This is a genomic window from Leisingera thetidis (assembly GCF_025857195.1).
In the GTDB taxonomy this organism is placed as follows: Bacteria; Pseudomonadota; Alphaproteobacteria; order Rhodobacterales; family Rhodobacteraceae; genus Leisingera; species Leisingera thetidis.
Genome location: NZ_CP109787.1, coordinates 3938770 through 3951148, shown reverse-complemented (window position 1 = coordinate 3951148; position 12379 = coordinate 3938770). Strand labels below are relative to the sequence as shown.

The following is a 12379-nucleotide window of genomic DNA, read 5'->3' as shown; positions in this document are numbered from 1 at the left end:
TCCTATTGCCCCAGCCGGTCCAGCAGGGCCGGCACATGGACCTGATCGGATTTGTAGTTGCCGGTCAGCACATGCATCACCAGGTTGACGCCGAACCGGAACGCCAGCTCGCGCTGCCGCTCGCCGGCATAGCCGCGCCCGACCGGCAGCAGCGGGCGGCCGTTTTCATCCACCGCCCAGGCCGCGGCCCAGTCGTTGCCGCCGATCACCACCGGCGTCACCCCGTCGTTGAGGTTGCGGAACGGAATGCCCTCGGCCTGTTCCGCATCGGGCGGCGCTGCCTCGACCCAGACCGGGCCGCGGCTGTAACGCCCGGGGAAGGCCTGCAGCAGGTAGAAGGCGCGGGTCAGCACATGGTCCTCCGGCACCACCTCCAGCGGCGGGATGTCCAGCGGCAGGGCAATCTGCTGCAGCCGCCGCGCCGCCGGGCTGGTGGCCCCCGAGGCGGACAGATCCGCATCGCGGGTGTCGAACAGGATCATGCCGCCTGCCCGCAAATAGGTGTTCAGCCTGCTGTAGGCCGCGGAGGAGGGCAACGGCTGGTCCCGGGTCACCGGCCAGTACAAGAGCGGATAGAACGCCAGCTCATCCCGCTCCAGATCGATGCCGGCCGGGTTGGCCGGCTCCACCGAGGTGCGGAAGAACAGGGTGTCCGACAGCCCGCGCAGGCCGGCTCCGGCGATGCGGTCGACCTCCGGGTCGCCGGTCAGCACATGCGCCAGCACCAGTTCCGACGCAAGCTCGGCAGCCCTGTAATCTTCCGGCGCCGGGATGTCCTGCGCCCGCGCCTCCCGCGGAGCCGCCAGCGCCGCCAGCGCCAATGCCGCGGCCAGCGCGGCGGTGCGCACCCCGCCCAGCAGGCCGGACACCGCCAGCGTGCCCAGCACATCCAGCGCCAGCAGCCCCAGCGCCAGGGTCAAGAGCGCGCCGCCCAGCGGCAGCTCCTGCGGCGCGTCATAGCCGCTGACTTCCACCGTGGCCGGCCAGCGCGCCGCCAGCAGCTCGTCGCCCGCGCGCAGCACGTTGCGCGCCAGCATCCGCCGCCCGCCGGCATAGATCCCGGGCCGCAGCTCAGGGCCGGCAGGCGCCGCCACCAGGTCCGGACCCTTGACCCCCGGCAGCGTCTCCGTTGCGTCCAGTGTGCCAAAGCCGTCCAGCACCTCGACCGGCGTCCAGGTGGTGCCCTCAAGGTCTTCGGCTTTTGGCGCGGCCGCCGACGAGGACACCGCCAGCCGCTCCAGCATCGACACGAACAGCCCCGACAGCGGCAGGCTGCTCCATTCCGCATTGGCGGTCACGTGAAACAGCACCACCTGGCCCTGGCCCAGCGTCTTGCGCGTCACCAGCGGGGTGCCGTCGGCCAGTTCGGCAATCACCCGCTCCGCCAGTTCGGGATCGGGCTGCGCCACCACCTGCGAGCCGACCGAGACCTCGGCCGGCACCTCCAGCCCGTAAAACGGCGAGCTTTCGGCAAAGGGCGCCAGGGTTTTCGGCTCGCCCCAGCTCATGGCGCCGCCGATGCTGCGGCCGCCGATGCGCAGGCGCACCGGCATCAGGGGCTCCTCGCCCGCGCGGGCGGTGTCGCTGGCGGCCAGCCGCGGCCCGGCAAAACGCAGCAGCAGGCCGCCGTTTTCCACCCACTCGATGACCGCGTCTTCCTGCGCGGGCGCCAGCCGCGCCACGTCCGCCAGCACGATCACATCCGGATTGGCCGGCAAGAGATCCGCCAGCGCGCCTTCCAGCAGCTCTGCCGAAGGCGCCAGCGCCTGGCGCAGGTAGTGCAGCGGCGACAGCAGCGCCAGCCCCTCGTCGGCGCTTTGCGAGGACACCAGCGCCACCTCGCGGCGCCGCAGGCTGTCATCGGTCAGCGCCACCGCGCCGGCGGATTTCATGCCGCGGATTTCGAACCGCGACAGCCGTGCCCGCAGCTCTGCCGGCAGCAGCAGTTCTGCCGAGGCTGTGCGGGCGCCATCGGCAAAGCGCAGCGGCAGGGCCGCCAGGCTGCGCGCGGTGCCGCCCGGGTCCTTGCCTTGCGCCAGCACCGTCACTTCCTGGGCCGGCCCCGCCCGGCTGCGCTGCACCGTCACTTCGATTGCGCCGCCGGTATAGGCGGCTGGCATCAGCCCCAGCACCGGCGCAGGCTGTTCAAAGACTTCGATACCGCCGCGGCGGCTCAGCGCCCCGATCAGGCCTTCGCGGCCCGAAAATTCCAGCCCGTCGCTGAACCAGATGGTGTCAAAGCTTCCCTCCGCACCGTCAATTGCCGCCAGCGCGCCCTGCAGCTGATCCGGCCCCGGCTGCCAGGGCAGCGGCACCAGCCCGGCCAATTGCCGCTGCCAGCTGCTGGCGGCGCGGAACTGCAGCGGCTCCGGCGCGCTCAGGCGCAGCACCGCCACCGGACGCTCCGCCCGGCCGGCCTCTTCCAGCTGGACGGCGGCCTGGGCGCTGGTCTGCTTCCAGCCCGCGGCACCGCCCCAGCCGGCATCCATCACGATCAGCAGCGGCCCGCTGCCGCCGGTCTCCTCGGTCGCGGGGTTCAGCACCGGCCCCGACAGCCCGATGATCGCCGCCGCCACCGCCAACATCCTGAGCAGCAGCAGCCACCACGGGGTGCGGTCCGACAGGCTCTCGTCATCCTTCAATCCCAGCAGCAGCGTCACCGCCGGAAACGGCTGGCGCTTGGGGGCGGGCGGCACCGCGCGCAGCAGCAGCCACAGCACCGGCAGTGCCAGCAGCCCCAGCAAGAGCCAGGGCGCGGTAAAGCCGATGCCCGCAATCATCGTCATGGCGCGGTTCTTTCCAATGCGTGATAGAGCCACATCAGCGCGTTCTGCGCCGCTGTGCCGGTATGATGCTGACCGAACCGCCAGCCCGCCTCATGGCACAGCCGCTCCAGGCCAGCGCGCCGTTCCGCCAGCCGGTCCAGATAGCGCTCCTGCAGCGCCGAGGCCTTCAGTGTTTCATGTGTGACACCGCCCGCGATGCTTTCGAACACCGTGCGCCCGGCAAAGGGAAACGCCTCCTCCGCCGGGTCCAGCACCTGCAGCAGCACCCCGCGCACGCCGCGCGCGGCGGCCTTGGACAGCGCCTGCTCCACCGGCTCGTACGGCCCCAGGAAGTCGGAGATGAACAGGGCGCGGGCATGCGGGATCAGGGCGCGGCCGTTGGGCGGGGCGTAATCCTCTGCCGCATCATCCGACAGCGCCTCGGCCAGCCGCAGGATCTGCACATTGCCGCGCCGCGGCGGCAGGCTGCCGCCGGTGAGACCGACCCGCTCGCCGCCATGCACCATCAGCACCGCGGCGGCGAGGCCCAGCAGCCGGGCGCGGTCCGCCTTCTGCGGCAGCCTGGGCGAGGAGGCAAACCGCATCGAGGCGCCGGTATCCACCCACAGATGCACCGTCTGCGAGATATGCCATTCCCGCTCGCGCACATATTGCACATCGCCCATCGCCGAGCGGCGGTGGTCGATCATCCGGCGGCTGTCGCCGGCCTGGGCCGGGCGGTACTGCCAGAAGTCATCGCCGGTGCCGGCCCGGCGGCGGCCATGCTCGCCCATCAGCACCGATCCGGCCAGGTGCCGCGCCTGCACCAGCAGCGGCGGCAAGGCGCTGGCCTCGGCCTCTGCCCGGTGCCGCAGTCCGGCTGCAGCCTGGGAGGCGGCAGGTCTGGTCACGCGGCGGCCCCGGTCCGGGCCAGATCCGCGGCGGTTTCCTCGATCAGCGCGGCCAGGCTGTCGCCGCGCGCGCGGGCGGCGAAGTTCAGCTGCATCCGGTGGCTGAGCACCGGCTTTGCCATGTCCAGCACATCCTCGGCATTGGGCGCCAGCCGCCCCTGCAACAGCGCCCGTGCCCGGACCGCCAGCATCAGCGCCTGGGCGGCGCGCGGACCCGGCCCCCAGGCCACGGTCTGCGCCACATGATCGGACACGCCGGGTTCTTCGGGGCGGAAGGCGCGCACCAGGTCCAGAATCATCTCCACCACCGACTCGCCCACCGGCATCCGCCGCAAAAGGGTCTGCGCCGCAATCAGCTCGGCAGCGGTGAACACCTGATAGGCTTCCGCTTCCTCGGCGCCGGTGGTGGCCAGCAGGATATCCCGCTCGGTCGCGCGGTCCGGATAATTCACGTCGATCTGCAGCAGGAACCGGTCCAGCTGCGCCTCCGGCAGCGGATAGGTGCCTTCCTGCTCGATCGGGTTCTGGGTCGCCAGCACATGGAACGGCGGACCCAGCGGCCGGTCCTCGCCCGCCACTGTCACCACCCGCTCCTGCATTGCCTGCAACAGCGCCGACTGGGTCCTGGGGCTCGCGCGGTTGATCTCATCCGCCATCAGCAATTGGCAGAACACCGGCCCCGGCACGAACCGGAACGAGCGGTGGCCGTCGGCGGCGGTGTCCAGCACTTCGGAGCCCAGAATGTCGGCGGGCATCAGGTCGGGGGTGAACTGGATGCGGTTGCCGTCCAGCCCCATCACCGTGCTCAGGGTTTCCACCAGCCGGGTCTTGCCGAGGCCGGGCAGGCCGATCAGCAGCCCGTGGCCGCCGCACAGCAGCACCGACAGGGTGAGATCGACCACCCGCTCCTGGCCGATGAATCGCCTGGTGATCGATGCGCGCGCTTCCTGCAGCTTGGCTTCCAGCGCTTCGATGCCGGCCAGCAGATCGTCGGGTTCGGGCATGACATTCCTCGTTTCACGGATATATTCTGTTACTCTATCGTGCTGACAGGAAATGGCAAAAGCAATGAGCGGACAAAAACCTGTGACACCCGATGCCGAGGGTCTTGCCGCGGCGGCGAAAGCGGCGCGCAAAGACAAGGGGTTGCCGCCCGTGCACCTGTGGAATCCGCCGTTCAGCGGCGATCTGGACATCCGCATCGCGCGCGACGGCAGCTGGCATTATCTCGGCACGCCGTTCACCCGGTTCGAGCTGGTCAAGCTGTTCGCCTCGATCCTCAAGCTGGAGGACGGCAAGTATTTTCTGGTCACGCCCGCAGAGAAGGTGGGGATCACCGTCGAGGACGCGCCCTTTGTGGCGGTCGATTTCGAGGCCGAGGGGCAGGGCCGCGACCAGGTAATCACCTTCACCACCAATACCGGCGACACCGCCGCTGCGGGCGCGGACCACCCGATCCGGGTGGAGCGCGGCACGGACACCGGCGAACCGTCGCCCTATGTCATGGTGCGGGCCGGCCTGGAGGCGCTGATCGACCGCAAGAGCTTCTACCGGCTGGTGGACCTGGGCGCGCACCATGACGGCTGGTTCGGGGTCTGGTCGGCGGGCCGGTTCTTCCGGGTCATTCCGTCGGATGAGCTGGATCCCGGCTGAGCAGGGATCCCGGCGGGGTTAAATAAACCTTAATACGAAGAATCTGTTCTTTTCATCCCTTGGCGGCCCTGCGGAGCAGGGTTAGATCATCAGCCAAGAAGGAGACTCCCATGCCCCGGTTTGCGGCCAATATTTCCATGCTGTTTGCCGAACTGCCGTATCTCGACCGGTTCCAGGCCGCATCTGCGGCGGGGTTCGAGGCGGTGGAGATTCTCTACCCCTATGAGCTGGCGGCCAAGGAAACCCAGCGCGCGCTGCTGGCCAACGGGCTGCAGCTCCTGCTGATCAACGCACCGCCCCCGAATTACACCGGCGGCATGCCCGGTTACGCGGCGGTGCCGGAAGGCGTCGACCGGTTCCAGCGCGACATCCGGCGGGTTCTGCGCTATGCCGAGGCGCTGAAGGCCGGCCGGATCCATGTGATGGCGGGCTACGCCAAGGGCGCGGCGGCGCAGCATACTTTCATTGAAAACCTGCAATGGGCCGCCGACCGCGCGCCGGAGCAGCAGTTCACCATCGAACCGCTGAACAGCGGCGACCAGCCCGGCTATTTCCTCGATGACTACAACCTGGCGGTGGAGGTGCTGGAGGCGGTGGACCGGCCCAATGTCGGCCTGCAGTATGACGCCTACCACGCGCAGCTGATCCACGGCGATGCGGCCAAGGTCTGGGACACCTTCGGCAAGCACGCCGAGCATGTGCAGATCGGCGCCGCACCGGGGCGCTGCGAGCCGGGCACCGGGCCGGTGGATTTCGAGCAGCTGTTCGCCGCCATCGACGCCAGCGGCTACGACGGCTGGGTCAGCGCCGAATACACCCCCTCGACCCGGCGCACCGAGGACAGCCTGGGCTGGATGCGCTGAGCCGCGTCCCGCGCGCCCTGCCTCCTTGCGGCAGATGGCCGGGCCCCCCGAATGAGGCCGGCTGCGCAGTGACCTGTGTGCTGGCGCAGTTTTCCTGGCGGCCCCCTGCGTGCATATGGCGGAGGCATCCGTCATATGCGCCCCTTCGGATCTGCCGGCAAGGAACCTGCCGTCATGTTGCCCGCCCGTTTTGCTCCTGTACTGTTTGCGCTGCTGCTGTCCGGGATGATGTCCTGCATCGTCTCGGGACTTTCGACCCTGCGCGTCACCGGGTCCGGGACCTTTCTGTCCGGCTGGATGGCCGCCTGGGGCTTCAGCCGGCCGGTCGCCTTCCCGGCCGTTCTGGTGGCCGCGCCGCTGGTGCGCAGGCTGGTGGCGCGGCTGGTCAGGCAGCCCACGGGCAGCTGAGACCGGGCAGGGGGGAGGCTCCCGCCCGCCGCAAGCCGCATCTGCGATGCAGCAGCGCCGGTTGGGCGTGGCGCCGCTGGCGCGGCGCAAAGGTCTTGCTGAGAAGCCCCTAAGGGCAGGTCTGCCCTTGAGGGGCGTTGCCAAGTCTTTCTCTGTTCCGAGTCGCGTCAAGGACAAGCCGCGCCAGAGGCGCGGAGCCTGGCGGCTTCCTTGACCCGAATCGGAACGGCTGGGGCGAGAGCCGCCCGCGCCGCGTCAGCGGCGCCCGGCCCAACGGGATGAGATCGTCAGATCGAAGCCGGGCGGGAGCACCACGGTCTGCACTGCCGGGTCTGCCTTAATGCGCCTCGGCCCAGTTGCGGCCTCGGCCCGCGTCGACCACCAGTTTCACGTCCAGATGCACCGCCGGATCGGCCGCGCTTTCCATCACCTGCCGGGCCGCTGCGATGGTGTCCTCCACCGCCGCTTCCGGCACCTCGAACAACAGTTCGTCGTGCACCTGCAGCAGCATCCGCGCCGGCAGGTGCGCAATGGCCTCCGGCATCCGGATCATCGCCCGGCGGATCACGTCGGCGGCCGTGCCCTGGATCGGCGCATTGATCGCCGCACGCTTGGCAAAGCCCGCCTTCGGCCCCTTGGCATTGATCTCCGCGGTGTGGATCCTGCGCCCGAACAGGGTCTGCACGTAGCCGTGCTCCTTGGCGAATTCCACGGTGGAATCCATGTACTTGCGGATGCCCGGGAAGCGCTCGAAATAGCGGTCGATGAAGCCCTGCGCGTCCTTGCGCGGGATGCGCAGGTTGCGCGCGAGGCCAAAGCCGGAAATCCCGTAGATCACACCGAAGTTGATCGCCTTGGCCTGGCGGCGGATCTCCGGCGTCATCTCCTCCAGCGGCACGCTGAACATCTCCGAGGCGGTCAGCGCGTGGATGTCAACGCCTTCCGCAAAGGCCTGTTTCAGCGCGTCGATCCCGGCCATGTGGGCCAGAATGCGCAGCTCGATCTGGCTGTAGTCGAGCGATAAGAGCACGTTGCCCTCTTCCGCCACGAACGCCTCGCGGATGCGGCGGCCTTCCTCGCTGCGGACGGGGATGTTCTGCAGGTTCGGATCGGTCGAGGCCATGCGGCCGGTGCTGGCGCCGGTCTGGGCATAGGACGTATGCACCCGGCCGGTGTCCGGGTTGATGTGGTCCTGCAGCGCATCGGTGTAGGTCGATTTCAGTTTCGACAGCTGCCGCCAGTCCAGCACGCGGGCGGGCAGGTCGTGTTCCGTCGCCAGATCCTCGAGGATATCGGCGCCGGTGGCATAGGCGCCGGTCTTGCCCTTCTTGCCGCCCTCCAGCCCCATCTTGTCGAACAGGATCTCGCCCAGCTGCTTGGGCGAGCCGACGTTGAAGGTCTGCCCCGCCAGCTCGTGGATTTCCGCCTCCAGCGCCGCCATTTTCTGGGCAAAGGCGTTGGACATGCGGCTGAGCGTGTCGCGGTCCACCTTGATGCCGTTGCGCTCCATATCCGCCAGCACCGGCACCAGCGGCCGTTCCAGCGTCTCATAGACCGTGGTCACCCGCTCCTGATGCAATTGCGGCTTGAACAGCTGCCACAGCCGCAAGGTGATGTCGGCATCCTCCGCCGCATAGGGCACCGCGTCGTCAATCGGCACCCGGTCAAAGGTGATCGCCGATTTGCCGCTGCCCAGCAGCGGTTTGATCGGGATCGGCGTGTGGTCGAGGTAGCGTTCGGACAGCGTGTCCATGCCATGCCCGTGCATGCCCGCATGCAGCGCATAGGACATCAGCATGGTGTCGTCGATGGGCGCCACGTCCACCCCGTAGCGGTGCAGGATCTTGGTGTCGTATTTCATGTTCTGGCCGATCTTGAGGATCGCCGGATCCTCCAACACGCCCTTCAGCATCGCCACTGCTTCCTCCAGCGGCATCTGCCCCTCCGACAGCCCCTCGCCGCCGAACAGATCATCGCCGCCCGCCTTGTGCGCCAAGGGGATATAGCAGGCCTCGCCGGGCTCGACGCACAGCGAGATGCCGACCAGATCCACCACCATTTCATCCAGGCCCGTGGTCTCGGTATCCACCGCCACCCAGCCGCGGCGGCGGATGCGGTCGACCCAGGTTTGCAATCCCGCCCCGTCGCGGACGCATTCGTATTTTTCCTTGTCGAACGGCACCGCTTCCGGCGCCGCGGCCGCCGCCGCTGCGGCGGGCGCTTCCGGGATGGCCGGCGCGTCCATGCCCAGCTGGTCGGCCAGCCGCTTGGTCAGGGTGCGGAATTCCATTTCCGACAGGAACCCCAGCAGGGTTTCCGCGTCCGGCTCGCGGATCTCCAGATCATCCAAGGTAAAGTCCAGCGCCATGCCGCAGTCCAGCTGCACCAGCTTCTTGCTGAGCTCGATCTGTTCGCGGTTCTCGATCAGGGTCTGGCGGCGCTTGGGCTGCTTGATCTCTTCGGCGCGGTCCAGCAGGCTCTCCAGATCGCCGAACTCGTTGATCAGCAGCGCCGCTGTCTTGATCCCGATCCCCGGCGCGCCCGGCACGTTGTCGACGCTGTCGCCCGCCAGCGCCTGCACATCCACCACCCGGTCCGGGCCGACGCCGAATTTCTCCACCACCCCGTCGCTGTCGATGCGCTTGTTCTTCATCGCGTCCAGCATCTCGACGCCGCCGCCGACCAGCTGCATCAGGTCCTTGTCGGAGGAGATGATGGTGACCCGCCCGCCCGCATCGCGCGCCTGATGCGCCAGGGTGGCGATGATGTCGTCGGCCTCGTAGCCCTCGACCTCCTTGCAGGCGATGTTGAACGCCTTGGTCGCCTCGCGGGTCAGCGGGAACTGCGGCACCAGATCCTCCGGCGCGGGCGGGCGGCTGGCCTTGTAGAGGTCATACATCTCGTTGCGGAACGACTTGCCGGAATAGTCGAAGATCACCGCCACATGGGTCGGCGCATCGGGGCCCTTGTTGTCCTCGACCTGCTTGAACAGCATGTTGCAGAAGCCGGCAACCGCGCCGATCGGCAGCCCGTCGGACTTGCGGGTCAAGGGCGGCAGCGCGTGATAGGCGCGGAAGATGAAGGCCGAGCCGTCGATCAGATGCAGATGGCAGCCCTTGCCGAATTGTGTTCCGCTCATGGCCTGTCGCGCTCCTTCTGGGAATTCCGTTCGTGTTCCGTTTCCCGGTTATCGGTGATCCGCGAGGGGAGGGCAATTGGAGTTTCGGGCCTTGGCACGGGTGCGGCCCGCCGCAGCCGGCAGCAGGTTCGTCAGAACGCCCCCATCGCCAGACCCGCGCCCAGTGCCAGCCCCAGCTCGCGGCAGCGCTCCAGCTCGTTCTCCGGGATCACTTTCTGTGCCAGAATGGCCTCGGGCGTCTGCGCATGGGTGCAGACGATCATGGGCGGCTGCACTTCCTTCAGGCGCCAGCCGGTGGCGATCCGCGCGCATTGCCGCGCCGCGTTTTCGCCGTCCGACCCGGCACAGACCATCTGGGCATAGGGGCGCCCGTTGAGCCGCCCCAGCACCGGGTAATAGCAGCGGTCGAAGAATTCCTTCATCTGGCCGGACAGGGCCGCCAGGTTTTCCGGCGCGCAGAAGAGATAGCCGTCGGCGGCCAGCAGATCCTCCGGCCCGGCATCTTCGGCCCGTTTCAGGACGGTTTCGATCTCGCCCCGTGCCGCCTCCGCCGCGGCCTCCGCCATCCGGCGGCTGCCGCCGGTGCGGCTGTGATAGACGATCAGAAGCTGTGCCATCAGCAGCAGCCTGCGCTGTCAGGAAGAGCGCCGAAAGCCCGGATCACTCCGCCGCCTTGGCCGCGTCCTTGTGCACAAATCTGCAGTCGCAATAGGGGCATTCGACCCAGCCCTGCTGTTCCGCGATCTGCAGGTAGACCCGCGGATGCCCCAATGCGCCCTCGCTGCCGTCGCAGGCCACGCGGTAGCTGTCCACGATCTTGGTTTCCGGCGCTTCAGGCGGCGTGGCGGTGCTCATGGCTGGCAGTCCTTTCACTTTTCGGCTAGGCGCTTTTATGAGCCAAGCAAAAACCGGGGGCAAGAGCAGCGATGACAGGCGATGCAATCCGTATCGAAGCTTTGCGCAAAATCTACAAGGGCGGCAGGGGCCAGCCGGAAAAACACGCGCTCAAGGGTGTCGGCCTGACGGTGCCGCGCGGCTCGGTCTTCGGGCTCCTGGGGCCGAACGGCGCGGGCAAGTCGACGCTGATCAACATCCTCGCGGGCCTGGTGCGCAAGACCTCCGGCAAGGTGACGATCTGGGGTTTCGACCAGGATGAAAACCCGCGCCAGAGCCGTGCCGCCATCGGGGTGATGCCGCAGGAGCTGAACCTCGATCCGTTTTTCACCCCGCGCGGCGCGCTGGAGGTGCAGGCGGGCCTCTACGGGGTGCCCAAATCCGAGCGCCACAGCGACGAGATCCTGGCGATGATCGGCCTGTCGGACAAGGCGGAGGCCTATGCCCGCACCCTGTCGGGCGGCATGCGGCGGCGGCTTTTGCTGGGCAAGGCGCTGGTGCACCATCCCAGCGTGCTGGTGCTGGACGAGCCGACGGCGGGTGTCGATATCGAGCTGCGCCAGATGCTGTGGGAAAACATCCGCAAGCTCAACGCGCAGGGCATGACCATCATCCTCACCACCCACTACCTGGAGGAGGCCGAGGAGATGTGCGACGAGATCGCCATCATCAACCAGGGCCAGGTGGTCGCGCGCGACAGCAAATCCAGCCTCTTGGGCCGGCTCGATGCCAAGACCATGGTGGTGCAGCCTGCGGTGCCTGCTGCGGTGCTGCCGCAGGGCGAGGGGATCGAGGCCGAGCTGCGCGCGGACGGCGCCGTGGCGCTGCGCTACCGCAGCCGCGCAACCAGCGCCGAGGAGGTGCTGGCCGCGGTCCATGCCGCCGGGATCAGCATCCGCGACGTGAAGACCGAGGAGGCGGATCTGGAGGATGTCTTCCTGTCGCTGACCAAATCCGCCTGAAGGGCCGGGCTGCCGGGCCGCGCCGCGCCTGCCTGCCCCCCGGCAGGCGCGTTTGCGCCTCCCCGGTCAGGCGCAGCCCTTTGTGCTTTGAGCGGCCAAGGGGAGCCATTCTGCCCCTCGCCAAGCTCCGCTCACTCCCGGTCAATCCGCGCCTGATAGCAGTTGTTGCGGGCTGAGCGGATGTGGATGTAACTTACACGCTGATCCGCAAAGAGCGCCTCGGCCTGCGCCATCATCTCCGCCTGCGGGATCACGATGCCGGTGCCATAGACGATCCGGTGGCCGGCGCTGTAGCCCTTGATCAGGTAATCGGGAGAGCCTTCCAGAGCCTCCGGCATGGCCTCGCCGTCATGCCGCGCGCAAGGATCGGCGCAGAGGAAAACCGGCCCGGTCTCGGCATAGGGCTGTGCCGCGGGAAAGGGGCGGTGGGCGAGGATCAGCATATCCGCGCCTTCGGGGATGTACCGCAGGCAATGGCGGCAGGGGTTGCCGCCGCCATCCGACACCGCGCGCTCCGGCATCTGGCCGTGGGCGTCGGCGCCGCCATCCTGCAGCGCGCGGACAATCTCTGTGGGCAGGGCGGTGATTTTCAGCATGGCGTGTCTCCTTGTTGCTGCTCCGATCCTGCCGGAACCGGCTGTCCCGGATCGACCCGGATCCTGCGCATCCCGCAGCGGGGCGTGGGGCTCCCGCCAGCCGGGCGGGCATTGAAAATGCCCTTTGGCCTGTTGGGCCGCGCGCCGCGCTGGCGCGCGGCGCGGGGGCGCATTCCGGCAGGCCTCTC

11 protein-coding genes are annotated in these 12379 nt (G+C 68.5%); 4 read left to right on the top strand and 7 right to left on the bottom strand.

The genetic code is table 11. The annotated features are described in order from the left end of the window. Positions 1-2: 2 nt before the first annotated feature. The 3 genes from OKQ63_RS19040 to OKQ63_RS19030 are packed head-to-tail and all read right to left on the bottom strand — an operon-like array spanning position 3 to position 4680. Complete coding sequence (locus OKQ63_RS19040) at positions 3-2786, bottom strand: DUF4159 domain-containing protein (RefSeq protein WP_264211592.1); 2784 nt, start codon at positions 2784-2786, stop codon at positions 3-5. Further along, positions 2783-3676, bottom strand: coding sequence for a DUF58 domain-containing protein (locus OKQ63_RS19035; RefSeq protein WP_264211591.1), 894 nt, complete (start codon positions 3674-3676; stop codon positions 2783-2785). The genes OKQ63_RS19040 and OKQ63_RS19035 overlap by 4 nt, the downstream gene beginning before the upstream one ends. Further along, positions 3673-4680, bottom strand: coding sequence for an AAA family ATPase (locus OKQ63_RS19030; RefSeq protein ID WP_264211590.1), 1008 nt, complete (start codon positions 4678-4680; stop codon positions 3673-3675). The genes OKQ63_RS19035 and OKQ63_RS19030 overlap by 4 nt, the downstream gene beginning before the upstream one ends. A gap of 64 nt (positions 4681-4744) precedes the next feature. On the opposite strand from OKQ63_RS19030, the gene OKQ63_RS19025 reads away from it, so the two are divergent. The 3 genes from OKQ63_RS19025 (at position 4745) to OKQ63_RS19015 (ending at position 6600) form a co-directional block, all read left to right on the top strand. Continuing rightward, entirely contained in the window at positions 4745-5329 is a 585-nt protein-coding gene (locus OKQ63_RS19025; protein ID WP_264211589.1) for a DUF1285 domain-containing protein, read from the top strand. A 110-nt stretch (positions 5330-5439) separates the two neighbouring features. Continuing rightward, positions 5440-6192 carry a hydroxypyruvate isomerase family protein gene (locus tag OKQ63_RS19020; protein ID WP_264211588.1) on the top strand — a complete coding sequence of 251 codons (753 nt, stop codon included), beginning with the start codon at positions 5440-5442 and terminating at the stop codon, positions 6190-6192. Positions 6193-6366: 174 nt separating this feature from the next. Then, on the top strand, positions 6367-6600 hold the full coding sequence (locus OKQ63_RS19015) for a DUF2798 domain-containing protein (protein WP_264211587.1): 234 nt from the start codon (positions 6367-6369) through the stop codon (positions 6598-6600). Between the two features lie 337 nt (positions 6601-6937). Here the strand turns inward: OKQ63_RS19015 and polA are convergent, their stop codons facing one another. The 3 genes from polA to OKQ63_RS19000 form a co-directional block, all read right to left on the bottom strand. Further along, the gene (polA, locus tag OKQ63_RS19010) at positions 6938-9739 is read right to left on the bottom strand and encodes a DNA polymerase I (RefSeq protein ID WP_264211586.1); all 2802 of its coding nucleotides are present in this window, start codon (positions 9737-9739) and stop codon (positions 6938-6940) included. Positions 9740-9870: 131 nt separating this feature from the next. Continuing rightward, complete coding sequence (locus tag OKQ63_RS19005; protein WP_264211585.1) at positions 9871-10356, bottom strand: flavodoxin family protein; 486 nt, start codon at positions 10354-10356, stop codon at positions 9871-9873. A gap of 43 nt (positions 10357-10399) precedes the next feature. Next, positions 10400-10594 carry a zinc-finger domain-containing protein gene (locus OKQ63_RS19000; RefSeq protein ID WP_264211584.1) on the bottom strand — a complete coding sequence of 65 codons (195 nt, stop codon included), beginning with the start codon at positions 10592-10594 and terminating at the stop codon, positions 10400-10402. 71 nt (positions 10595-10665) lie between these two features. Between OKQ63_RS19000 and OKQ63_RS18995 the strand changes: the two genes are divergently transcribed. Beyond that, the gene (locus tag OKQ63_RS18995; RefSeq protein ID WP_264211583.1) at positions 10666-11595 is read left to right on the top strand and encodes an ABC transporter ATP-binding protein; all 930 of its coding nucleotides are present in this window, start codon (positions 10666-10668) and stop codon (positions 11593-11595) included. Between the two features lie 131 nt (positions 11596-11726). Here OKQ63_RS18995 and OKQ63_RS18990 read toward each other — a convergent pair whose 3' ends face one another. Continuing rightward, positions 11727-12191, bottom strand: a complete 465-nt coding sequence (locus OKQ63_RS18990; RefSeq protein ID WP_264211582.1) for a DUF1203 domain-containing protein — start codon at positions 12189-12191, stop codon at positions 11727-11729. Positions 12192-12379 lie beyond the last annotated feature (188 nt).

Excerpts from the sequence above, each read along its gene's own strand:
- OKQ63_RS19000 (WP_264211584.1), bottom strand. The coding sequence starts at position 10,594 with ATGAGCACCGCCACGCCGCCTGAAGCGCCGGAAACCAAGATCGTGGAC.
- OKQ63_RS19030 (WP_264211590.1), bottom strand. The coding sequence starts at position 4,680 with ATGCCCGAACCCGACGATCTGCTGGCCGGCATCGAAGCGCTGGAAGCC.
- OKQ63_RS19020 (WP_264211588.1), top strand. The coding sequence starts at position 5,440 with ATGCCCCGGTTTGCGGCCAATATTTCCATGCTGTTTGCCGAACTGCCG.
- OKQ63_RS18995 (WP_264211583.1), top strand. The coding sequence starts at position 10,666 with ATGACAGGCGATGCAATCCGTATCGAAGCTTTGCGCAAAATCTACAAG.
- OKQ63_RS19005 (WP_264211585.1), bottom strand. The coding sequence starts at position 10,356 with ATGGCACAGCTTCTGATCGTCTATCACAGCCGCACCGGCGGCAGCCGC.
- polA (WP_264211586.1), bottom strand. The coding sequence starts at position 9,739 with ATGAGCGGAACACAATTCGGCAAGGGCTGCCATCTGCATCTGATCGAC.
- OKQ63_RS19015 (WP_264211587.1), top strand. The coding sequence starts at position 6,367 with ATGTTGCCCGCCCGTTTTGCTCCTGTACTGTTTGCGCTGCTGCTGTCC.
- OKQ63_RS18990 (WP_264211582.1), bottom strand. The coding sequence starts at position 12,191 with ATGCTGAAAATCACCGCCCTGCCCACAGAGATTGTCCGCGCGCTGCAG.
- OKQ63_RS19040 (WP_264211592.1), bottom strand. The coding sequence starts at position 2,786 with ATGACGATGATTGCGGGCATCGGCTTTACCGCGCCCTGGCTCTTGCTG.
- OKQ63_RS19025 (WP_264211589.1), top strand. The coding sequence starts at position 4,745 with ATGAGCGGACAAAAACCTGTGACACCCGATGCCGAGGGTCTTGCCGCG.